A 21,447-nucleotide genomic window follows, 5' to 3' on the forward strand; every position below is an offset into this window, starting at 1 on the left:
TATATCTGTAAATAATTAATCGTTAAGCTCAAGTTTATTTAATATACTCTCATCATCTAATCTTAATCACTGTATTCTGTGGTTAACTCGTCAAATTCGAATGTTTAGGATCCTAGCATGACTGATAACCATGAAATAATTAAATTACAGACACTAAAATGGGTGAAAGATATTATTGTGAAATACAATATTTGCCCGTTTGCTAAAAAAGAGTTAGAGCGGAAAACTATTCATTGTGCTGTTCTTGATACTGGTGATTTAACCGAGTTATTAGAGCATGTTAACGCAGAGTTTATACGTTTAGACACAAATGCAGATATTGCAACAACACTGGTTGTGATGCCTAAGCTTAGTGCTAGCTTCGATGACTTTCTCGATTTAATTGATTATGCCAATGATTTATTAGAAATGCAGGATTATGAAGGAATTTATCAATTAGCGCATATGCATCCTAAGTATCGTTTTGATGATGCAACACTGCAAGATGCAGCTAACTTTACCAATCGTTCTCCATACCCAATACTGCATATTATTCGCGAAGATGAGATGGCTCGTGTTTTAAGGGTGTTCCCAAATCCAGAAGAGATACCTGAGCGTAATATTGAGCTTTTAAGGGCGAAGGGGTTTGCTGAAATAAAAGCTGAACTAGACGCGTGTTTTAACGTCGAAGATAAGTAATTCTATAGGTGTGTCGATAGAGAGTAAAACATTACCTCTCTATCGCTCGCTTACACTAGACTTGTTCGGTAATGATGTCTTTTGAGAATGTTTTCTCACAGTATTTACATTTTAAACCTATATTACCTTTTGTTTTCTTGATTGAGAAACAAGAGGTCACAGGCTCTCCATGCGTAATACAATTCGAATTAGGGCATGGGAATACATTTTCAACTTCACTTGGTAACGTTAAAGCATGCTTATCCGTTACTTTGAAGTTTTCAATTATATTGATCGTCGCATTTGGTGCCAGTAAGGCTAATTGGTTCGCTTGTGATTTGGTTATCTCAGTGTTTTCAACTTTGATCAGATCTTTTGCATCACCATTATTTGTCGGTAAGTTAAAGCCAACTGTTACACGCTGTTTTGTATCGGTGAGGCTGAATAGTTTTAAGATCTTAACACCTTGTCCAGATGGTATATGATCAATGACATAGCCATTACAAATAGCCTCTACTTGCATATGATTGTTTTTCATTTATTACTCTCCGATTGTTTCATTTAAAACTAATGCAAGTAATGCTTCGCGTGCATAGACACCATTTTCAGCTTGTTGGAAATAATAAGCATAAGGTGTTTTATCTACATCAATCGTGATCTCATCTACACGTGGTAATGGGTGTAAAACTTTAAGGTTTGGTCTTGCGTGTTCTAAGGAACTTGCTGATAAGATAAAACCAGCTTTCATGTGTTGATATTCGGTTTCATCAAAACGTTCTTTTTGGACGCGAGTCATGTACAGGACATCAATCTCTGGAACAACTTCTTCTATTGATGAATAAGTGGCATAACTGACATTTTGTTCGTCAAGTTCATCGCAAATATATTCAGGCATTGCTAACGCATCTGGTGAAATGAAATGGAATTTACAACCATCGAACTTAGCTAACGCTTGGGCTAAAGAGTGTACTGTTCGACCGTATTTTAAATCCCCTACAAACGCGATGTTTAAATTATCTAAACGGCCTTGTGTTTCGTAGATCGAAAATAGATCTAATAAAGTTTGGGTTGGGTGCTGATTTGAACCATCACCACCGTTAATAACAGGTACATTAGAAAATTCTGATGCTAATCTTGCCGCGCCTTCTTGAGGATGACGCATCACAAATGCATCAGCATAGCTGGAGATCACACTAATGGAATCTGCAAGTGTTTCACCTTTCTTAGCAAGTGAGGTATTGCCCGCATTATCGAAACCAATAACGGTGCCGCCTAATCGCTGAATTGCAGTTTCGAAAGATAATCGTGTACGCGTCGATGCTTCAAAGAAACAGCTTGCAATAACTTTGTGCTTTAAAAGTTCGGGCTGTGGCTGTTTTTTTAGTTTTGCCGCAGTTTTAACAATAAGTTCTAGCTCATTACGTGAGATATCATTGATAGATACTATATGCTTTCTAAATAACGGATTTACCATTTTTGTGCCCTGATGATCAGAATTATCCTAAAAAAAAGCCTCATATAAATAGTTATGAGGCCTTACAAATTTGAATGGATAGAGGGATAGTTATATGATCTAATAATATGAACATGTAATAATTATCTTGCCCGCTAAACACAATTAGCAATTTTAGCCTAAATTAAAAACCACAGAAAGCACTAATCAAATTAATTTCATGTAAAAAAATCTATAAAGTTTAAACTAATCGTTGCTCTAAATTTGCTTATTGTGCATGTTATTAAATATAATGCAGCTAGATAGTGGAATATAGTCGCTCTGAATATGGGAGCTTTGATAAAATTATGGAACTTATAATGAGCAAAAAAATCATTTCTACAACGAATGCACCTGCTGCAATTGGTCCGTACTCACAAGCTAACCAACTTGGTAACATGGTTTTTACTTCAGGACAGATCCCATTAGTACCAGAGACAATGGAAATTGTTGAAGGTGGCGTTAAAGAGCAAGCTGAATTAGTCATGGAAAATCTAATGGCAGTACTTAAAGCGGCTAATGCAAGTGCAGATACAGTAATCAAAACAACATGCTTCCTAAGTGATATGAATGATTTTGTTACGTTCAATGAAGTATATGCTCGTTATTTCCCAGAAAATGCACCTGCGCGTTCATGTGTTGAAGTAGCGCGGTTACCTAAAGATGTGTTAGTTGAAGTTGAAGCTATCGCTTACACACTTTAATTAGGTTTATTTATGTCTAAATCTGTCACTATTGCGGTGCTTGTTACAGGTCCTGCATATGGGAGCCAAGACGCTTTAAGCGCCTATCATTATGTGAAATCTGCGGTTGCGTTAGGTCATACTATCCAACGGGTATTTTTTTATAATGATGGGGTGCTTAATGGTTCTAGCCTTACGTCACCAGCTGCTGATGAATTTGATTTATATAACGCCTGGTTAGTGTTAGCTCGTGAACATCTATTTCCTTTAGATATATGCTCAGGTGCCGCATTGAGGCGTGGTGTTATTGATCAACACGAAGCGGATCGGATTGGCAAGAGCCAGTTTAATCTTGAGTCACCATTTCAATTAACGGGACTCGGTCAACTCGCAGCGTCGATTGTTACTGCAGATCGGGTTATTCAGTTTTAATTATTTATATTTGGTTGAAAAAATGTTGAGAGCCGCATTCGTTACTCGTCAAGTTCCGCATGGGACTAGCCTTGCGAGGGAAACACAAGATGCAATTCTTGCTACTTCGGCATTAACGGAGGAGTTAAGTGTGTTTTTTATTGGTGATGGTGTTTATCAATTAATGGCTAATCAAAAGCCTCAGGATATCGCTTGTCGTGACTTTGCGCCTACATTTGGTATGTTTGAACTATATGACATTGAAAATATTTATGTGTGCGCAGACTCGCTCTTAGAGCGTGGTATTGGTGATGCAGAACTGATTATCGATGCGCAGCATTTATCGCAACCTGAAATTAATCAGCATATACGTCAGCATGCTATTATTTTAAATTTTTGATTGGTGATAAAATTATGCTTCATATTATTAAGTCATCGCCGTTCTCAAAACACACATTTATTGACAGTATCGCCTATTTCAATGATGGCGATGCGGTTATCTTTATTCAAGATGCCGTCGTCATTACGGCATCACAGCATAAATATGCTAAAATACTTCAAGATCTAATGCCGGAGTTAAGTGTTTACACTTTGGCTGAGGATCTGAATGCGCGTGGGTTAAGCTGTATTGTAGGGCGGCAAGTTAGTTATCCTGAATTCGTTAATCTTACCGTGGCGCATTTGCAAATTCAGACTTGGAATTAATGAAGTCTGATCTATACGAATTTTTCATTGTGACACTATAAACTATGGGTGATTTTTACCTCGTAGTGTTGTAAATGCGCTTTATTTGCGATTTATTGGTTAATAAACTGATTTATTTTCAATAATACTGTTGTTATGCTTGACAGCTAAAGGCGCAATGACTAAAATTCTGCGTCCCTATATTAGGGATGATTTTTCACACGTAAAAAACTCAACGGAGCTATTTTAAATGGCAACTACTAACCAATTAGTACGCAAGCCTCGCGTAAGAAACGTTACAAAAACTAACGTTCCTGCTCTTGAAGCTTGTCCACAACGTCGTGGTGTTTGTACTCGCGTATACACTACTACTCCTAAAAAACCTAACTCGGCTTTACGTAAAGTAGCTCGTGTTCGTCTAACTAACGGTTATGAAGTAACTTCATACATCGGCGGTGAAGGTCATAACCTTCAAGAGCATAGCGTTATCTTAATCCGTGGTGGTCGTGTTAAAGATTTACCGGGTGTTCGTTACCATACAGTTCGTGGTGCGTTAGATACAGCTGGTGTTAGTGATCGCCGTAAAGGTCGTTCTAAATACGGTACTAAACGCCCTAAGAATTAATAATTCTTCGTTTAGTAAGGCCAAGCAAACTGTTAACTATTTATTAGTTTTGGGTAATACCTGAAGCACAACGAGGAATAAGAGATGCCAAGACGTCGCGTCGTAGCTAAAAGAGAAATTTTAGCAGATCCAAAATTCGGATCAGAAATCCTAGCAAAATTCATCAACATCGTAATGGTAGACGGTAAAAAATCTACTTCAGAAGCGATCGTATATGGTGCGCTAGAAACTATCTCTACTAAAAGTGAAGATAAAACACACCTAGAGCTTTTCGAAATCGCTTTAGACAATGTTCGTCCATCGGTTGAGGTTAAATCTCGCCGTGTTGGTGGTTCAACTTACCAAGTGCCTGTAGAAGTTCGTCCTTCTCGTCGTAATGCACTAGCTATGCGCTGGTTAGTTGAAGCAGCACGTAAACGTGGTGAAAAATCAATGGCTGCTCGTCTAGCTGGAGAGCTATTCGACGCTGCTGAAAACAAAGGTTCTGCGGTTAAGAAACGTGAAGACGTTCACCGTATGGCTGACGCGAATAAAGCTTTTGCTCACTATCGCTGGTAATTTTTTGACGCAGATTTTAAATCTGCGTCAACTACTTTCTGTCTAGGTTTCCTAGTAAGGGATTTATTGTGGCACGTACAACTCCGATCGAGCTCTACCGTAATATTGGTATTGTTGCTCACGTTGATGCGGGTAAAACTACAACTACAGAACGTGTTCTATTCTATACTGGTCTTTCACATAAGATTGGTGAAGTTCATGATGGCGCAGCCACTATGGATTGGATGGAACAGGAGCAGGAGCGTGGTATTACCATTACTTCTGCTGCGACAACAGCAATGTGGAAAGGTATGGATGCGCAATTTAAGCAGCACCGTATCAACATCATCGATACTCCTGGACACGTTGACTTCACGATTGAAGTAGAACGTTCTTTACGAGTGCTTGATGGCGCAGTTGTCGTTTTTTGTGGTGCATCAGGTGTTGAACCACAATCTGAAACGGTTTGGCGTCAAGCTGATAAATATAAAGTACCACGTGTTGTATTCGTTAATAAGATGGATCGCACAGGTGCAGATTTTGAAGCTGTAATTGACCAAATTCGTAATCGTTTGGGCGCAACTTGTGTTCCTATCCAGTTAAATATTGGTGCGGAAGAAGAGTTTGAAGGCGTAATTGATTTAATTAAAATGAAATCAATTAGCTGGAATGAAGCAGATCAAGGGATGTCATTTAGTTATGGCGATATTCCTGCAGATCTACTTGAGCGTGCAGAAGAATTACATGAAGAATTAGTTGATGCTGCCGCTGAAGCTAACGATGAGCTTATGGATAAATACCTTGAAGAAGGTGAATTATCTGAAGAAGAGATTAAAGCTGGTTTACGTCAACGTACGCTGAACAACGAGATCGTACTTGCGACTTGTGGTTCTGCCTTTAAAAATAAAGGTGTACAAGCGGTACTTGACGCAGTTGTTGAATTTCTTCCTAGCCCAACGGAAGTGAAAGATATCAATGGTATTGATGTTGACGAGAATGAAGTTACTTGTCCATCAGATGACGATGCTCCATTTGCTGCATTAGCCTTTAAGATTGCCACTGACCCATTTGTTGGTACGCTCACATTTATGCGAGTATACTCAGGTGTGGTTAATACTGGTGACAGCGTTTATAATTCTGTTAAACAGAAACGTGAACGTTTAGGTCGTATCGTGCAAATGCATGCGAATGATCGTCAAGAATTGAAAGAGATCCGTGCCGGTGATATTGCTGCTGCGATTGGTCTTAAGGATGTCACTACTGGTGACACACTTTGTGATATTAATCATAAAGTTATTCTTGAGCGTATGGACTTTCCGGAACCGGTTATCCAAATTGCAGTAGAGCCTAGAACAGTAGCCGATCAAGATAAGATGGCTATCGCGCTAAGTAAATTAGCCGCTGAAGATCCATCGTTCCGTGTTGAAACTGACGAAGAGTCAGCGCAAACACTGATATCTGGTATGGGTGAACTTCATCTGGACATTATTGTTGACCGTATGCGTCGTGAGTTTAACGTTGAATGCAACGTTGGTAAGCCTCAGGTTTCATATCGTGAATCAATTCGTGATTCAGTTAAAGCAGAAGGTAAATTCATTCGTGAATTAGGCGGGAAAGGTCAATATGGCCATGTTCTGCTGAAACTAGAGCCGCTTGAAGCGGGTGCTGGTTATGAATTTGTGAATGAAATCGTTGATGGTGAGGTTCCTAGTGAATTCATCCCAGCGGTAGAAAAAGGTTGTAAAGATCAGATGGACCAAGGTGTGCTAGCAGGATACCCTATAATGGATGTTCGTGTTACACTCTATGGTGGTTCATTCCACGATGTTGATTCCAATGAAATGGCATTCAAGGTCGCGGCTTCATTTGGTTTCAGACAAGGAGCTTTGGATGCAAATCCTGCCTTGCTTGAGCCGATGATGAAAGTAGAAATTACCACTCCCGAGGAGTGGATGGGTGATGTTGTTGGTGACGTAAGCCGTCGTCGCGGCATGATCGAAGGTATGGATGATGGCCACGCTGGTCTTAAAATTATTCATGCTAAGGTTCCTTTGTCTGAAATGTTCGGTTATGCAACCGCTCTACGTTCAGCTACTCAGGGCCGCGCTTCATACTCAATGCAATTCCTTGAGTATAACGAAGCTCCAAAAAACATCGCTGACAAAATTATTGAAGCGAAATAAAGTTTAACTTTGGTAGTCTTTATCATAAGATAGAGGCTTAACTGATAATAAGAAGGTACACGTCGTGTCTAAAGAAAAATTTGTACGTAGTAATACCCACGTAAACGTAGGTACAATTGGTCACGTTGACCATGGTAAAACAACTCTAACAGCAGCAATCACAAACGTACTTGCAAAAGTATACGGTGGTGAAGCTAAAGATTTCGCATCAATCGATAACGCTCCTGAAGAAAGAGAACGTGGTATCACGATCAACACTTCACACGTTGAATATGATACACCTAACCGTCACTACGCACACGTAGATTGCCCAGGACACGCGGATTATGTTAAAAACATGATCACTGGTGCTGCTCAAATGGACGGCGCTATCTTAGTTGTTGCTGCTACTGATGGCCCTATGCCACAAACACGTGAGCACATCCTACTTTCTCGTCAAGTTGGCGTTCCTTACATCATCGTATTCATGAACAAATGTGATATGGTTGATGATGAAGAACTACTTGAATTAGTAGAAATGGAAGTTCGTGAACTTCTTTCTGAATATGATTTCCCAGGTGATGACCTACCAGTTATCCAGGGTTCTGCTCTTAAAGCACTTGAAGGCGTTAAAGAGTACGAAGACAAGATCCTTGAACTAGCTGAAGCACTAGATTCATATATCCCTGATCCAGAACGTGCTATCGATATGCCTTTCATTATGCCTATCGAAGACGTATTCTCAATCTCTGGCCGTGGTACTGTTGTAACTGGTCGTGTTGAGCAAGGTATCGTTAACATCGGTGATTCAGTAGAAATCGTTGGTATCCGTGATACTGTTACGACTACTTGTACTGGTGTTGAAATGTTCCGTAAACTGCTTGACGAAGGTCGTGCTGGTGAGAACATTGGTGCACTTCTACGTGGTACTAAACGTGAAGACGTTGAACGTGGTCAAGTACTAGCTAAGCCTGGTTCAATCACTCCACATACTAAGTTTGAATCTGAAGTATACGTACTTTCAAAAGAAGAGGGTGGTCGTCACACTCCTTTCTTTAAAGGTTACCGTCCACAGTTCTACTTCCGTACAACTGACATCACTGGTGCTGTAGAGCTTCCAGAAGGTGTTGAAATGGTTATGCCTGGTGACAACCTTAAGTTTGTTGTTGAGCTAATCAACCCAATCGCGATGGAAGAAGGTCTACGCTTCGCTATCCGTGAAGGTGGCCGTACTGTTGGTGCTGGTGTTGTTTCTAAAGTAATCGCTTAATTTCGATTAGTTTAAACAATATATAGAAAGGTCGCTCAGGCGGCCTTTTTTTTCATCTATAATTTATGCATCAAATTAAAAGAGGTGACGAATAACGTCCGCCACCGCTTATTTACTTTTTATGTTCAATTATTAACGTTTCTTAGCATTTGTAAAGGCGTCAGCAAATACACTGTTACTAAAACCTGAACTTCTCTCTTCTGTTGTACTTTGTCTGTTAACTTGTGATTGCTTAACTGGTTTATGACTGCTCTCAAGTGAGGCTTTATTTTTGATTGAGGTATGATCACTGGTTACAGATATTTCATCATTTAACCGCATGGTCAGTGCAATCCGCTTTCTGGCAAGATCCACGTCGGTGACCTTTACTCTTACGATTTGACCTGCTTTAACCACAGCATTTGGATCTTTAACAAAACCCTCCGCTAATGCAGATATATGCACAAGTCCATCTTGATGAACGCCAATATCAACAAACGCACCGAAGTTAGTGACATTACTCACCACCCCTTCAAGTATCATCTCAACTTTGAGATCTGTGATATTTTCTACGCCGTCTTTGAATGTCGCAGTTTTAAATTCTGGACGTGGATCGCGGCCGGGTTTATCAAGTTCAGCAATAATATCGGTCACCGTTGGTAAACCAAATTTGGCATTGGTATAGTCACTTGGGTTTAGTGTATGAAGTAGTGTTTTATTACCAATTAAGGATTCAACTTTATGGCCAGTGTTCATTGTTATCTGTTTTACCACAGAATATGACTCTGGATGTACACCTGAAGCATCCAAAGCTTCCTTACCATTATTGATACGTAAGAAACCTGCGCATTGCTCAAAGGCTTTAGGGCCTAATCTAGCGACTTTTTTTAATTCACTGCGTTTATTGAAAGCACCGTTTTCATCGCGATATTTTACAATGTTATTAGCGATGGTGGCATTGAGACCAGCAACTCGTGAGAGTAAATGTGCTGAAGCCATGTTTAAATCAACACCGACTTTATTTACACAATCTTCAATCACAGTATCCAGTTGTTTGGCTAGTAAACTCTGGTTTACATCATGCTGATATTGACCGACACCAATCGCTTTAGGATCAATCTTAACGAGCTCCGCAAGTGGATCTTGTAAACGGCGTGCAATTGATACTGCACCACGGATGGAGACATCCAGTTGTGGAAATTCATTAGCAGCCAGTTCTGATGCTGAGTACACGGAGGCCCCAGCTTCGCTGACCATTATTTTTTGTAATTTAAGTTCAGGTTTAGCTTTGATTAATTCGGCAACCAGTTTGTCTGTTTCTCGTGATGCGGTACCATTACCGATACTAATGAGTTCGACATTATGGCGCTTGCATAATGCCGCTAATGTCGATAATGACTGTTGCCATTGTTGTTGCGGTACGTGTGGATAAATGGTGGTGTGGTCAAGTAATTTACCTGTTGCATCGACAACGGCAATTTTAGAACCAGTACGTAGACCAGGATCTAAACCCAAGGTCACTTTCGGTCCTGCTGGCGATGCCATGAGTAATGCCGTCAGGTTGGCCGCAAATACTTTAATGGCTTCAACTTCAGCCGACTCTTTCATTTTACCAATTAATTCGGTTTCTAATTGACTGAGTAACTTTTGTTTCCAACTGCTGTGTACTATTGATTTTAACCATTCATCCGCAGGTTTATTTTGGTAATGAATCCCGAGGTGTTTTGCGATAATGACTTCGCAATAACTGGTGGCGTTTTTGTCGGTAAAGTCTGGGTCTGCATTTAAAGTGATCTGTAATTCACCAGCATTTTTACCGCGTAACATGGCTAACATGCGGTGCGAGGGAACTTTGCTTATGCCCTCACTATGACTAAAGTAGTCTTTAAATTTACTGTCTTCAGTGGCTGATTTCTTGTTTTGTTTTGATTCCAGCGTCGCATGGGCAAGTAGTTGTCTACGTACTTTAGCAATGAGTTCTGCATCGACGCTGGCTTTTTCCATCAGGATAAATTTAGCACCTTCCAATGCTTGTCCTGGTTCGGAAACACTATGCTCTGATGTAATAAATTGTTTTGCCAGTTGCAACGGGTGCTGGTGAGGATTTGCTAATAGGGATTCTGCTAACGGTGCTAACCCAGCCTCAATGGCTATTTGGCCTTTGGTACGACGCTTGGTTTTAAAGGGTAAATAGAGGTCTTCTAAACGTGTTTTAGTCTCTGCTATATTGATAGCGGCTGTTAACTGTGGGGTTAACTTACCTTGTTCGGTGATATTTTTTAAAATTGTGTCACGGCGTACTTCTAATTCACGTAAATAAGTAAGGCGTTGCTCTAGTGTTCTTAGTTGGCCATCATCTAAGCCTTCGGTGACTTCTTTTCGGTAACGGGCGATAAAAGGCACTGTAGATCCTTCATCAAGTAAAGTGATTGCTGCGTTAACTTGGCGGACATGCGCATTAATTTCTTGAGCAATAATATTAGCTAATTTAGACATCTTGGGTCCTTGAAATGAATATATTTGGAACAGGCTAAACGAATGATTACTCTGTAAATGGAGAGTATTGGATTTTATTGATATACCAGGTTTTCTTGCCTGAAGGAGTGTTAACTTTTGCTTCGTCATCAACCTGCTTACCAATGAGCGCTTTTGCCATCGGAGAGTCAACGGTCACAAAGTTACGCAGTGGATCTAATTCGTCACGACCTACAATACGGCACTGGATCACGCAGCCGTCATCATCTTCTAATTCAACATAAGCTCCAAAATATACAGCGCCATCTTGTTGCGGGTGATAATCCACGATCTCTAATACTTCGAGACGTTTCACTAAAAAGCGGATCTCACGGTCGATGCTACGCAGTAGGTGCTTATTCTCTTTGTAGTCTGCATTCTCACTGCGATCCCCTAAAGAAGCCGCCCAAGACACAACTTTTGTGACTCTCGGTCTTTCTTCTTTCCAGAGATATTTAAGGCGTTTATCTAAAGTTTCCCAGCCGACTCGGGTGATTAAGTTGGATATAGCCAATGCGATGACCTTGTTAAATGATATTGAGAGGAAATTATAGCAATAGCGTCACTGAATAGCTCATTTTCGTTATAGCAGGTATAAAAAATGCCAGATCGATAACTCGAACCTGGCATTTTGAATACTTATCTAAATTTTAATGACTTATCTAAATAATGAGTAAGTGCTAATTTAAATCAAGTTTATAGCTGTGGTCCTGCTGCAAGCAGTGCTTTACCTTCTTCGTTGTCGGTGAACTTCTCGAAGTTGTTCACGAAACGTTTAGCAAGGTCAACCGCTTTCTCTTCCCATACATTTGTATCTTCATATGTATCGCGTGGGTCAAGTATCTTAGTATCACAACCTGGTAATGTGGTTGGTACTTCTAAATTGAAGTAAGGGATAGTTTTACTTTCCACTTTTTCAATTGAACCATCAAGAATGGCATCGATAATTGCACGGGTATCTTTAATTGAGATACGTTTACCTGTGCCATTCCAACCGGTATTAACTAAGTAAGCTTGGGCACCAGATGCTTCCATACGTTTCACTAACTCTTGACCATATTTTGTTGGGTGAAGCGATAGGAACGCCGCGCCGAAACATGCTGAGAATGTTGGTGTTGGTTCAGTAATACCACGTTCAGTACCGGCTAATTTAGCCGTAAAGCCTGATAGGAAGTGATATTTAGTTTGTTCTGGCGTTAGTTTAGATACCGGAGGTAAAACCCCAAATGCATCTGCACTTAAGAAAATAACTTTATTCGCGTGGCCGCCTTTTGAGATCGGTTTAACGATATTTTCAATATGCTCAATAGGGTAAGATACACGGGTATTTTCTGTTTTTGAACCATCGTCATAATCAACAACGCCACCGTCAAGCACGGTTACGTTTTCAAGTAATGCGTCACGACGAATCGCGCCGAAAATTTCAGGTTCTGCTTCAGCGCTTAACTTAATTGTTTTTGCGTAACAGCCGCCTTCAAAGTTGAATACGCCATCATCATCCCAGCCATGTTCATCATCACCGATTAGTTGACGTTTTGGATCGGTAGATAACGTGGTTTTCCCGGTACCTGAAAGACCAAAGAAGATCGCTGTTTCACCTTCAGAACTGACGTTTGCTGAACAATGCATTGATGCAATACCTTGCAGTGGCAATAAGTAGTTCATGTAAGAGAACATACCTTTTTTCATTTCGCCGCCGTACCAAGTACCACCAATAAGTTGAATTTTTTCTGTTAAATTGAAAGCAACAAAGTTTTCAGAATTTAGGCCATGCTTTTCCCAATCAGGGTTTGTGCATTTAGCGCCATTCATTACCACGAAATCTGGTTCGTAAGTTGCTAAATCTGCTTCGCTAGGACGGATGAACATGTTCTTAACGAAATGCGCTTGCCATGCAACTTCAGTGATGAAACGAACTTTAAGACGGGTATTGGCATTGGCACCACAATAAGTATCAACCACGAATAAGCGTTTTGTTGATAGTTGTTGTGTTACCAGCGTTTTCAGGTCACTCCATACGTCTTGAGAGATCGCTTTGTTATCATTTTTGCCTTGATCAGACCACCACACTGTATCGCGTGTCGTATCGTCACGAACAATGTATTTATCTTTTGGTGAACGACCAGTGAAAATACCGGTATCAACAGCAACAGCACCTGATTCAGTTACAGTACCTTTTTCATAACCTTCGAGACTCGCTTTTGTTTCTTCTGCAAAAAGTAGCTCATAAGAAGGGTTATATACGATTTCTTCAACATCCTTGATGCCATATACCGATAGATCGATAGTGGCGCCAATAACTGTATTATTATTATTTACGTCTGTCATTGGTATCTCCTGGGGGTACAGAGTTTAATTTATTGTTTCAGATTAAATTAAGTTGGGTTTTAAATTTTATTTAGTATTAATAGGTGCCCTAACGGCACCCTTATTATTAAATATCGTACTGTTAAACGATGTGTTGTGGTGTATTTGCTACACTCTTATTCACATCTTGCTTAATGTACTGGATTGCCGATTTGTGGAGAGTGTATGTCTTCGACATCTCCCGCATTAAAGGCATAAAGTGAACCGCAATAATCGCAGTGCATCTCTATTTGGCCTTTCTCAGCAATAATATCGAGTAACTCTTCTTTTGCTACACTGAGTAATGCTACTGCGCTACGTTCGTGTGAACAACCACATTTAAATGATACTGTTTGTGGCTCGAATAAACGTACTTTTTCTTGGTGATAAAGTCGTACTAATACATCTTCAGCATCAAGATTAAATAATTCGTCATCTTTAATTGTTGCTGTTAACGCTGCTAGGTGTTCAAAATCTTCGTGAGAACTTTTCTTGTCGTCTGATGCGGGTAATTTTTGTATCATCATGCCAGCCGCGTGTTTTCTATGGCCAACTTTACCCGTACGGAACCACAGGCGTGTTGTTAACTGCTCAGACTGTTCAAAGTATTGCTCTAGACATTCTTGTAACGTTTCACCGCCAAGATCAACGATACCTTGATAACGTTCGCCTTTGTCTGGTGAAATAGTAATGACCATCACACCTTTACCGATAAGTTCTTTTACATTGTTAGTGTCTGGTACTGAACCGTTCCAGCGAGCCACACCGCGTAGTTCAAGCTTTTCGTTACCATTAATCACCGCAAGTGTTACCGGACCATCACCTTGTAACTGGACAGTAATCGAGCCTTTAAATTTCAATGTCGCGGTCAATAGACTTGTTGCGACTTGTAACTCACCAAGTAGGCGTTGAACTGGTCTTGGGTAGTTTAGTTTTTCTAAGATATCAATAAAGCTTTGTTCAAGTTGTACAATTTCACCTCGAACTTGATGATCTTCAAATAGGTAACGGTGTAATAAATCTTTCTGGCTCATAATATTCTCGATGTTAAAGTTAATGATTTTTTATCCGCAATATCTCACGACGTTGTTTTTTGTCGGGACGTTTATCAGGGCGAGGGCTATGCAATGTATTCAGTTTACGCGCGACATCATTTTGTGCACGCTTTTCAACACTGGTTGGTGTTTCTTCATACAAAGTTGCCGCTTCTGGTGCCCCTCTCCTTTGTGCGGAAAGCTGCTTTACGATCACTTCCTTTTCATCAAAGCCTTGTCTTATTTTTATTGTTGCACCCAACTCAACGGTTTTACTGGGTTTTGCGCGTTGATCATTGTAGCGAATCTTGCCACTCTGGATCATATCTCTGGCGATGGCGCGGGTTTTATAAAACCGAGCTGCCCACAACCATTTATCGAAACGTACATCACTACTATCTGGTTTGGTATTTTTTGACATAATAAATGCAACCACATTCCAAATAAACGTTCTAATCAGCTTGATTGTAACAGATAAACAAAGCACTAAGAGAGTCTTTTATTTATGTGCGATACACATTTTATTAACTAAAGTAGCTGGTATATTTCACATTTCTTTCATTGTTGTTTCATTTGTAAGTGTTGTTATATCAGTGTGGCGAATAAGCAAAATTCATATATCCTTGAATGATAGCCGTGGATCTAGAGTAACAATGCTTTAAAGTATTAAACCATTGTTATTATTCGACTGATTTTATTAGTTTTGTGCTATACAAGCTTGTATGGGACAAGTCGGAAGGCTACTATTACTCGGTTAATTTACGACATCTATCGGATAAACTGCAAACTTTGTTAGACGAACCTTATTTTGAAAATAATGCTGTATTAGGGTAATACCAAAATGGACAATTTAGATGCTCTTAAGCAGCTTTTAATTAAATTACCACAAAAACAAATAGCGACCGGGTGTTGTTATTTACTACTGGCGGTATTTTGCTATCAATCTGCGTTGTTAACTTGGCAGCTATGGCCGACTTCAGTAAATGTTGCTAGCTCTTGGCAACCAGAGTTAAGTGCAGGTAGTAATCAAATCAAAAGTTATGACTTAAATACGCTTCGCAACTTGCATCTATTTGGTAAACAACAGACCGAAACATCAACACCCATTGTCGTTGACAATATAGATGCACCAAAAACGCGTTTGAGCTTAACGTTAGCCGGTCTTGTCGCAAGTAGTGAGCCAAGTCTTGCATTAGCGATTATTGAATACAAAGGCAAGCAAGAAACGTATGCGATTGATGATGAAATTAGCTCAACCAATGCGGTATTAAAGCAGGTGTTTACCGATCGTATTATTATTGAATATCAAGCTAATTTAGAAACCTTGATGTTAGATGGTGAAGAGTTCACGCGTGAAAGTAGTCAACGTTCATCGCGAGAACAGCGTGCGGAGAAAGTACCGACAGGCCTATCTGATTTACGTAAAGATTTATTAAAAAATCCAGCATCTATTACTGATTATGTGCGTATTTCTCCAGTTCGGAAAGATGGCAAGCTGGCGGGTTACCGAGTTAATCCGGGTAAAAACCGTGAATTATTTAAAGAAGTTGGTTTAAAGCCCAATGATCTCGCCGTATCGTTAAACGGATTTGATTTAACCGATACTCGACAAGCAATGGAAGTTGCCAAACAACTGAAATATTTGACGGATATGTCACTTACTGTTGAACGTGATGGACAACTACACAGTATTTATTTGAGTGTGCCAGAGTAGTCATTTAAGCGACACACATAGTAGGTCGTAAAGTTAGGTAGCTAAGGATAAAGATGAACCTTAATAACGTTGGAAAAAAATTAACAAGCTTAGCCTCAGGGATATTGCTGAGTTTGAGTGGTGTGGCCGTGGCTGCCGACTATTCTGCGAGCTTTAAAGGAACCGATATTAATGAGTTTATTAATGTAGTCGGTAAAAATTTAAATAAAACAGTGATAATTGATCCGAGTGTGCGTGGTAAGGTCAATGTACGCAGCTACGATCTCCTTAATGAAGAACAGTATTATCAGTTTTTTCTTAATGTGTTAGATGTATACGGCTATGCAGTTGTGAAGATGGACAACGGCGTGCTGAAGGTCATTAAAAGCAAAGTAGCAAAAACATCAAGTATTCCCGTTGTCGATGATAAAAATCCGGGTCAGGGTGACGAGATGGTTACCCGTGTTGTGCCCGTGCGTAATGTGTCGGTACGTGAACTTTCCCCTTTGTTGCGTCAATTAAATGATAATGCTGGCGGTGGTAATGTTGTGCATTATGAACCGTCGAATGTATTGATGTTGACTGGCCGTGCCGCCGTGGTTAATCGCTTAGTTGAAATTGTCCGTCGTGTGGATAAAGCGGGTGATCAAGAAGTTGATATTATTCATCTTAAATACGCCTCTGCAAGTGAAATGGTGCGTATTATTGATAGCCTCACTAAAGGTGATGGTAAATCAAAAATCCCTAGTATTTTACAGCCGAAAGTGGTTGCAGATGATCGCACCAATTCGGTTGTTATCAGCGGTGATCCAAAAGCTCGTCAGCGTGTTGCAACCTTAATTCAACAGCTTGACAGTGAGTTAGAAAGCACCGGTAATACTCGGGTTATTTACTTAAAATATGCCAATGCTAAAGAAGTGTCGGAAGTATTAAAAGGTGTTGGTGGTTCCATTGATGGTGGACAGGCAGGTACATCGAAGTCTAAGTCGAGTTCAAAATCAAACCTGAGTATCGAACCACATGAAGATACTAATGCGTTAGTTATCACTGCCCAACCTGATGTCATGCGTACACTTGAGCAAGTGATTAACCAACTTGATATTCGTCGTGCTCAAGTATTAGTTGAAGCCATTATTGTTGAACTGTCAGAAGGTGATGGGGTTAACTTTGGTATTCAGTGGATCTCAGAAGCTGGTGGTACCCAATACAATAACGGTACTCAAGTACCGTTAACGACTATTGGTGCGGGTATTTATGATGCACAGGATAAAGAGACGACGACAACAGGTACAGATTCCAACGGCAAACCATACACGACGACGTCTAAAACATCTGGAGATGTATCTACGCTAGCTTCAGCATTGAGCGGTATCAACGGCCTTGCTATGGGCGTGATGAATAGCGCTGGTAGTTTTGGCGCGATCATTCAAGCTGCAGCCAATGATACTCAGTCAAACATCTTAGCAACACCAAGTATTATGACACTGGATAACCAAGAAGCGTCATTTATTGTCGGTGAGGAAGTACCGGTTATTACCGGGTCTTCTGCCAGCTCAGGTAATGATAATCCTTTCCAAACCGTCGAACGTCAGGAAGTGGGCATTAAGTTAAAAGTCACCCCACAAATCAATGAAGGCGATGCGGTTCAGCTAACCATCGAACAAGAAGTGTCTCAAGTATTGGGCTCTACATCTGTGGATGTGACATTTGCCAAACGCCAAGTGAATACCACTATTTTAGCGGACAGTGGCCAAACGATTGTGATTGGTGGTTTATTGGATGAGCAAGTGACTGAAAGTGTTTCTAAGGTACCTTGGTTAGGTGATATTCCTTGGATTGGTAACTTATTCAAATCAACCTCATCAAGTACTAGAAAACGTAATTTAATGGTGTTTATTAAACCGACTATTATTCGTGATAACGCCTCGATCAGAGGCGTGAGTAACCGTAAATATAGTTTAATGCGTGCGCATCAATTATTACAGCAAGAAGACGGTGTGGCGTTAATGCCAAATACCAATGTTCCCGTGTTACCTAAATTTAATCAAGAACGGGTTATTTCACCTGCACTGCAAAAGTACCTTGAAGAACAAGATAACCAGACTGTTGAATATGATGTGACGACTAAACCTGATATGACAGAAACTGACTCATCAAAAAGCGAGGCGCAATAGATGAGTTCTCTGGACTATGAAGAGGTAAGTGAAAGTGAACGCTTGCCTTTTTCGTTTGCGAAAAAATTTGGCGTGGTATTAAGTGAAATTGATGATGCTTGGGTGTTATATCATAAAGCTGATGTTTCACCGGCGACGGTATTGGAAGTGCGACGCAATCTTGGTCAAGCTTTTCGATTAGTGTTGCTAGATGATGAAGCATTTGAGTTAAAGCTGACTCAGGTGTTTCAGCGTGATTCTTCAGAAGCGCGGCAGTTAATGCAAGATATTGGTAACGAAGTTGATTTCTTTACCTTAGCTGAAGAGCTACCTACCGAAGAAGACTTATTAGAATCTGATGATGATGCACCAATCATTAAATTGATTAATGCGATGCTCAGTGAAGCGATTAAAGAAGGGGCTTCCGATATTCATGTGGAAACATTCGAACGTGCATTAGTGATCCGCTTCCGTATTGATGGGGTATTAAGGGAGATCTTAAAACCGAATCGTCAATTAGCCTCATTATTAATATCGCGTATCAAAGTGATGTCAAAAATGGACATTGCGGAGAAACGTATTCCCCAAGATGGTCGTATTTCATTACGTATTGGTGGTCGTGGCGTTGACGTACGTGTATCGACCTTACCGTCAAGTTTTGGTGAGCGAGTGGTAATGCGCTTACTGGATAAAAATAACGCCAAGTTAGAATTAGTACACTTAGGGATGACGTTAGATAATCGCAATAAAATGTCTGAACTTATTCATAAACCGCACGGTATTATTCTTGTTACTGGGCCAACTGGTTCAGGTAAAAGTACCACGCTGTATGCCGCGTTATCGGATATTAACAGTAAAGACCGTAATATTTTAACGGTTGAAGATCCGGTTGAGTATCAACTTGATGGTATTGGTCAAACGCAAGTGAACCCAAAAGTGGATATGACCTTCTCACGTGGTTTACGTGCCATCTTGCGCCAAGATCCCGATGTGGTGATGATTGGTGAAGTACGTGATTTAGAGACTGCTCAAATAGCCGTTCAAGCCAGTTTAACCGGTCACTTAGTATTGTCGACCTTGCATACCAATACGGCGGTGGGTGCTGTTACGCGTTTGCGTGATATGGGCTTGGAACCGTTCTTATTATCTTCCAGTGTACTTGGGGTGCTGGCACAACGGTTAGTGCGAACGCTTTGTGCTGATTGTCGCGAGAGTGCCGCGCCGACTGAGCGTGAACTTGAGCAATTAGCATCAAACCGTGTTGCCAATGTGAGTGTTATTTATCATTCCAAAGGTTGTGATAAATGTAACAACACGGGTTATCGAGGTCGAACCGGTATTCATGAATTGTTAATCGTTGATGAAGATGTCCGTGACATGATCCATAGTGGTGCGGGCGAGCAGATTGTTGAACGTCATATACGCCCATTCACGCCTAGTATCCGTCAAGATGGTATCGCTAAAGTACTTGCAGGTGTCACCACCTTAGAAGAAGTACTTCGTGTTACAAGAGAGGGATAACCATGCCAGCATTTTCTTATTTAGCGATGGATAAAAAAGGCAAAAAGAAAAAGGGCGTTTTAGAAGCTGACGGACCCAAGCAAGCACGTAACTTATTACGAGAAAAAGGCTTAACGCCACTTGAAGTAGAAATGTCTGCAGAAGCAGAACAGAAAAAAGCCTCAGGAGTATTTACGTTTAAACGGGGTATTAGTACCGCTGATATGGCGTTGTTAACACGGCAATTATCGACATTGATTGCGGCATCACTGCCGCTGGAAGAATCTTTAAAAGCGGTTGCTGAGCAAAGTGAATTACCGCGTATTCAAAATATGATCTTAGCGGTGCGCAGTCGTGTTGTTGAAGGTCATACCTTAGCGGAAAGTTTCGCTGAATTTCCCCATGCGTTCGATCATTTGTATTGCGCGATGGTTGCGTCGGGTGAAAAATCGGGACATTTGGATAAAGTACTTAATCGTTTAGCTGACTATACCGAGCAACGTCAAAAAATGTCCAGTCAACTGACCCAGGCAATGATCTATCCGGTGATGTTAACGCTGGTAGCTATTGGGGTGGTGTCATTATTGTTAACCAGTGTAGTGCCTAAAGTCGTAGGTCAATTTGAGCACATGGGACAAGAGTTACCGCAAATCACCCAAATACTGATCGGGCTTTCTGATTTTGTCAGTAATTATGGTTTGTATCTTGTGGTTGCGATTGTATTGCTGATAATCGTAGTGAAACGGTTATTGTTAAAACCCGCTAACCGTTTAGTCTTTGATGAACGATTATTAAAAATACCTGTCATTGGTAAGATAAGCCGCGGTATTAATACCGCACGTTTTGCTCGTACGTTAAGTATTTTAAATGCCAGTGCGGTGCCCTTACTTGAGAGTATGTCGATTGCAGGGCAAGTCTTAACTAATATGCATGCGCGTCGATTAGTTGAGGGGGCGACGAGTCGCGTTCGTGAAGGGACTAGCTTAAGAGCCTCATTAACGGAAACTAAGTTATTTCCGCCAATGATGTTACATATGATCGCCAGTGGCGAACAAAGTGGTGAACTCGGTCCCATGTTAGAGCGTGCTGCGGATAACCAAGACTCGCAATTTGAAGCGCAAGTCGCAATGGCGTTAGGCATTTTTCAACCCTTGCTGGTGGTGAGTATGTCGTTTGTTGTATTATTTATTGTGATGGCAATTCTTCAGCCAATTTTGTCTTTAAACCAGATGGTTGCAGGTTAGATTTTTATTTAAAGTAGAGGATGTTATGAATAACAAGAAACGGAATGTATCAGGTTTTACCCTGTTAGAGATCATGGTCGTTATTGTGATCTTAGGGGTACTTGCATCAATGGTTATCCCTAATTTATTAGGCAATAAAGAAAAAGCCGATCGCCAAAAAGTAGTATCAGATATTGTGGCACTGGAAAATGCGATGGATATGTACAAGCTGGATAACAGTCGCTACCCAACGACAGAGCAAGGTTTAGATGCATTAGTTGAAATGCCGGATGTAGACCCTGAGCCAAGAGATTACCGTAACGGTGGTTATATCAAACGTTTACCGCAAGACCCTTGGGGTAATGAATATTTATTAGTCAGCCCAGGTGAGAATGGTCAAGTTGATATTTATTCTATCGGTTTAGATGCTGAAGAAGGTTCTGATGACGATATCGGTAACTGGAACATGCATGACAAGTAATTA

At 40.5% G+C, this 21,447-nt stretch carries 21 protein-coding genes; 14 read left to right on the forward strand and 7 right to left on the reverse strand.

Annotated elements, in window-relative coordinates; translation table 11 throughout:
- The first annotated feature begins 117 nt into the window (after positions 1-117).
- On the forward strand, positions 118-678 hold the full coding sequence (locus CXF93_RS02505) for a DUF1415 domain-containing protein (protein ID WP_101060782.1): 561 nt from the start codon (positions 118-120) through the stop codon (positions 676-678).
- A gap of 55 nt (positions 679-733) precedes the next feature.
- On the opposite strand, the gene pyrI is transcribed toward CXF93_RS02505, so the two are convergent.
- Both pyrI and pyrB read right to left on the reverse strand, forming a co-directional pair.
- Positions 734-1,195 carry an aspartate carbamoyltransferase regulatory subunit gene (gene pyrI / locus CXF93_RS02510; RefSeq protein ID WP_101060784.1) on the reverse strand — a complete coding sequence of 154 codons (462 nt, stop codon included), beginning with the start codon at positions 1,193-1,195 and terminating at the stop codon, positions 734-736.
- A gap of 3 nt (positions 1,196-1,198) precedes the next feature.
- On the reverse strand, positions 1,199-2,131 hold the full coding sequence (gene pyrB / locus CXF93_RS02515; protein WP_101060786.1) for an aspartate carbamoyltransferase: 933 nt from the start codon (positions 2,129-2,131) through the stop codon (positions 1,199-1,201).
- Between the two features lie 338 nt (positions 2,132-2,469).
- Here pyrB and CXF93_RS02520 point away from each other — a divergent pair, with 338 nt between their 5' ends.
- The 8 genes from CXF93_RS02520 (at position 2,470) to tuf (ending at position 8,521) form a co-directional block, all read left to right on the forward strand.
- Positions 2,470-2,853, forward strand: coding sequence for a RidA family protein (locus CXF93_RS02520; protein WP_019443181.1), 384 nt, complete (start codon positions 2,470-2,472; stop codon positions 2,851-2,853).
- 12 nt (positions 2,854-2,865) lie between these two features.
- Positions 2,866-3,264: a sulfurtransferase complex subunit TusD gene (gene tusD / locus CXF93_RS02525; RefSeq protein ID WP_101060788.1), complete on the forward strand. Its 399-nt coding sequence runs from the start codon at positions 2,866-2,868 to the stop codon at positions 3,262-3,264.
- Positions 3,265-3,286: 22 nt separating this feature from the next.
- Positions 3,287-3,643 (forward strand): sulfurtransferase complex subunit TusC, encoded by a 357-nt coding sequence (gene tusC / locus CXF93_RS02530; protein WP_101060790.1) that lies wholly within the window; start codon positions 3,287-3,289, stop codon positions 3,641-3,643.
- A gap of 14 nt (positions 3,644-3,657) precedes the next feature.
- On the forward strand, positions 3,658-3,948 hold the full coding sequence (tusB, locus tag CXF93_RS02535) for a sulfurtransferase complex subunit TusB (RefSeq protein WP_101060842.1): 291 nt from the start codon (positions 3,658-3,660) through the stop codon (positions 3,946-3,948).
- Between the two features lie 229 nt (positions 3,949-4,177).
- Complete coding sequence (gene rpsL / locus CXF93_RS02540) at positions 4,178-4,552, forward strand: 30S ribosomal protein S12 (RefSeq protein ID WP_006033662.1); 375 nt, start codon at positions 4,178-4,180, stop codon at positions 4,550-4,552.
- Positions 4,553-4,636: 84 nt separating this feature from the next.
- Positions 4,637-5,110 carry a 30S ribosomal protein S7 gene (gene rpsG, locus CXF93_RS02545; protein ID WP_017223615.1) on the forward strand — a complete coding sequence of 158 codons (474 nt, stop codon included), beginning with the start codon at positions 4,637-4,639 and terminating at the stop codon, positions 5,108-5,110.
- A 68-nt stretch (positions 5,111-5,178) separates the two neighbouring features.
- Positions 5,179-7,272, forward strand: a complete 2,094-nt coding sequence (gene fusA / locus CXF93_RS02550) for an elongation factor G (protein WP_101060792.1) — start codon at positions 5,179-5,181, stop codon at positions 7,270-7,272.
- Between the two features lie 64 nt (positions 7,273-7,336).
- Positions 7,337-8,521, forward strand: a complete 1,185-nt coding sequence (tuf, locus tag CXF93_RS02555; RefSeq protein ID WP_101060793.1) for an elongation factor Tu — start codon at positions 7,337-7,339, stop codon at positions 8,519-8,521.
- Between the two features lie 132 nt (positions 8,522-8,653).
- Here tuf and CXF93_RS02560 read toward each other — a convergent pair whose 3' ends face one another.
- The 5 genes from CXF93_RS02560 to hslR form a co-directional block, all read right to left on the reverse strand.
- Positions 8,654-10,996: a Tex family protein gene (locus CXF93_RS02560; RefSeq protein WP_101060795.1), complete on the reverse strand. Its 2,343-nt coding sequence runs from the start codon at positions 10,994-10,996 to the stop codon at positions 8,654-8,656.
- Between the two features lie 46 nt (positions 10,997-11,042).
- Positions 11,043-11,528 carry a transcription elongation factor GreB gene (gene greB, locus CXF93_RS02565; RefSeq protein ID WP_101060797.1) on the reverse strand — a complete coding sequence of 162 codons (486 nt, stop codon included), beginning with the start codon at positions 11,526-11,528 and terminating at the stop codon, positions 11,043-11,045.
- 182 nt (positions 11,529-11,710) lie between these two features.
- The gene (gene pckA / locus CXF93_RS02570; RefSeq protein WP_101060799.1) at positions 11,711-13,342 is read right to left on the reverse strand and encodes a phosphoenolpyruvate carboxykinase (ATP); all 1,632 of its coding nucleotides are present in this window, start codon (positions 13,340-13,342) and stop codon (positions 11,711-11,713) included.
- A 170-nt stretch (positions 13,343-13,512) separates the two neighbouring features.
- Positions 13,513-14,394, reverse strand: a complete 882-nt coding sequence (gene hslO / locus CXF93_RS02575; RefSeq protein ID WP_101060801.1) for an Hsp33 family molecular chaperone HslO — start codon at positions 14,392-14,394, stop codon at positions 13,513-13,515.
- Positions 14,395-14,413: 19 nt separating this feature from the next.
- Positions 14,414-14,815, reverse strand: a complete 402-nt coding sequence (hslR, locus tag CXF93_RS02580) for a ribosome-associated heat shock protein Hsp15 (RefSeq protein ID WP_198551569.1) — start codon at positions 14,813-14,815, stop codon at positions 14,414-14,416.
- A 420-nt stretch (positions 14,816-15,235) separates the two neighbouring features.
- Between hslR and gspC the strand changes: the two genes are divergently transcribed.
- From gspC to gspG, 5 genes are read left to right on the forward strand one after another with little or no spacing between them, the layout of a single operon-like run.
- Positions 15,236-16,108: a type II secretion system protein GspC gene (gene gspC / locus CXF93_RS02585; protein ID WP_101060805.1), complete on the forward strand. Its 873-nt coding sequence runs from the start codon at positions 15,236-15,238 to the stop codon at positions 16,106-16,108.
- A gap of 53 nt (positions 16,109-16,161) precedes the next feature.
- A complete protein-coding gene (gspD, locus tag CXF93_RS02590; RefSeq protein ID WP_101060807.1) occupies positions 16,162-18,261 on the forward strand; it encodes a type II secretion system secretin GspD in 2,100 nt (699 codons plus the stop codon).
- A complete protein-coding gene (gene gspE / locus CXF93_RS02595) occupies positions 18,262-19,761 on the forward strand; it encodes a type II secretion system ATPase GspE (RefSeq protein WP_101060809.1) in 1,500 nt (499 codons plus the stop codon).
- Positions 19,762-19,763: 2 nt separating this feature from the next.
- Positions 19,764-20,984 (forward strand): type II secretion system inner membrane protein GspF, encoded by a 1,221-nt coding sequence (gspF, locus tag CXF93_RS02600; protein ID WP_101060811.1) that lies wholly within the window; start codon positions 19,764-19,766, stop codon positions 20,982-20,984.
- Between the two features lie 25 nt (positions 20,985-21,009).
- Positions 21,010-21,444 carry a type II secretion system major pseudopilin GspG gene (gene gspG / locus CXF93_RS02605; RefSeq protein WP_017223627.1) on the forward strand — a complete coding sequence of 145 codons (435 nt, stop codon included), beginning with the start codon at positions 21,010-21,012 and terminating at the stop codon, positions 21,442-21,444.
- Positions 21,445-21,447 lie beyond the last annotated feature (3 nt).

Source organism: Moritella sp. Urea-trap-13 (assembly GCF_002836355.1).
Taxonomy (GTDB): Bacteria; Pseudomonadota; Gammaproteobacteria; order Enterobacterales; family Moritellaceae; genus Moritella.

Excerpts from the sequence above, each read along its gene's own strand:
- tusC (WP_101060790.1), top strand. The coding sequence starts at position 3,287 with ATGTTGAGAGCCGCATTCGTTACTCGTCAAGTTCCGCATGGGACTAGC.
- hslO (WP_101060801.1), bottom strand. The coding sequence starts at position 14,394 with ATGAGCCAGAAAGATTTATTACACCGTTACCTATTTGAAGATCATCAA.
- CXF93_RS02505 (WP_101060782.1), top strand. The coding sequence starts at position 118 with ATGACTGATAACCATGAAATAATTAAATTACAGACACTAAAATGGGTG.
- gspF (WP_101060811.1), top strand. The coding sequence starts at position 19,764 with ATGCCAGCATTTTCTTATTTAGCGATGGATAAAAAAGGCAAAAAGAAA.
- gspD (WP_101060807.1), top strand. The coding sequence starts at position 16,162 with ATGAACCTTAATAACGTTGGAAAAAAATTAACAAGCTTAGCCTCAGGG.
- rpsL (WP_006033662.1), top strand. The coding sequence starts at position 4,178 with ATGGCAACTACTAACCAATTAGTACGCAAGCCTCGCGTAAGAAACGTT.
- gspC (WP_101060805.1), top strand. The coding sequence starts at position 15,236 with ATGGACAATTTAGATGCTCTTAAGCAGCTTTTAATTAAATTACCACAA.
- CXF93_RS02520 (WP_019443181.1), top strand. The coding sequence starts at position 2,470 with ATGAGCAAAAAAATCATTTCTACAACGAATGCACCTGCTGCAATTGGT.
- pckA (WP_101060799.1), bottom strand. The coding sequence starts at position 13,342 with ATGACAGACGTAAATAATAATAATACAGTTATTGGCGCCACTATCGAT.
- rpsG (WP_017223615.1), top strand. The coding sequence starts at position 4,637 with ATGCCAAGACGTCGCGTCGTAGCTAAAAGAGAAATTTTAGCAGATCCA.
- gspG (WP_017223627.1), top strand. The coding sequence starts at position 21,010 with ATGAATAACAAGAAACGGAATGTATCAGGTTTTACCCTGTTAGAGATC.
- hslR (WP_198551569.1), bottom strand. The coding sequence starts at position 14,815 with ATGTCAAAAAATACCAAACCAGATAGTAGTGATGTACGTTTCGATAAA.
- tusD (WP_101060788.1), top strand. The coding sequence starts at position 2,866 with ATGTCTAAATCTGTCACTATTGCGGTGCTTGTTACAGGTCCTGCATAT.
- gspE (WP_101060809.1), top strand. The coding sequence starts at position 18,262 with ATGAGTTCTCTGGACTATGAAGAGGTAAGTGAAAGTGAACGCTTGCCT.
- pyrI (WP_101060784.1), bottom strand. The coding sequence starts at position 1,195 with ATGAAAAACAATCATATGCAAGTAGAGGCTATTTGTAATGGCTATGTC.
- tusB (WP_101060842.1), top strand. The coding sequence starts at position 3,658 with ATGCTTCATATTATTAAGTCATCGCCGTTCTCAAAACACACATTTATT.
- pyrB (WP_101060786.1), bottom strand. The coding sequence starts at position 2,131 with ATGGTAAATCCGTTATTTAGAAAGCATATAGTATCTATCAATGATATC.
- CXF93_RS02560 (WP_101060795.1), bottom strand. The coding sequence starts at position 10,996 with ATGTCTAAATTAGCTAATATTATTGCTCAAGAAATTAATGCGCATGTC.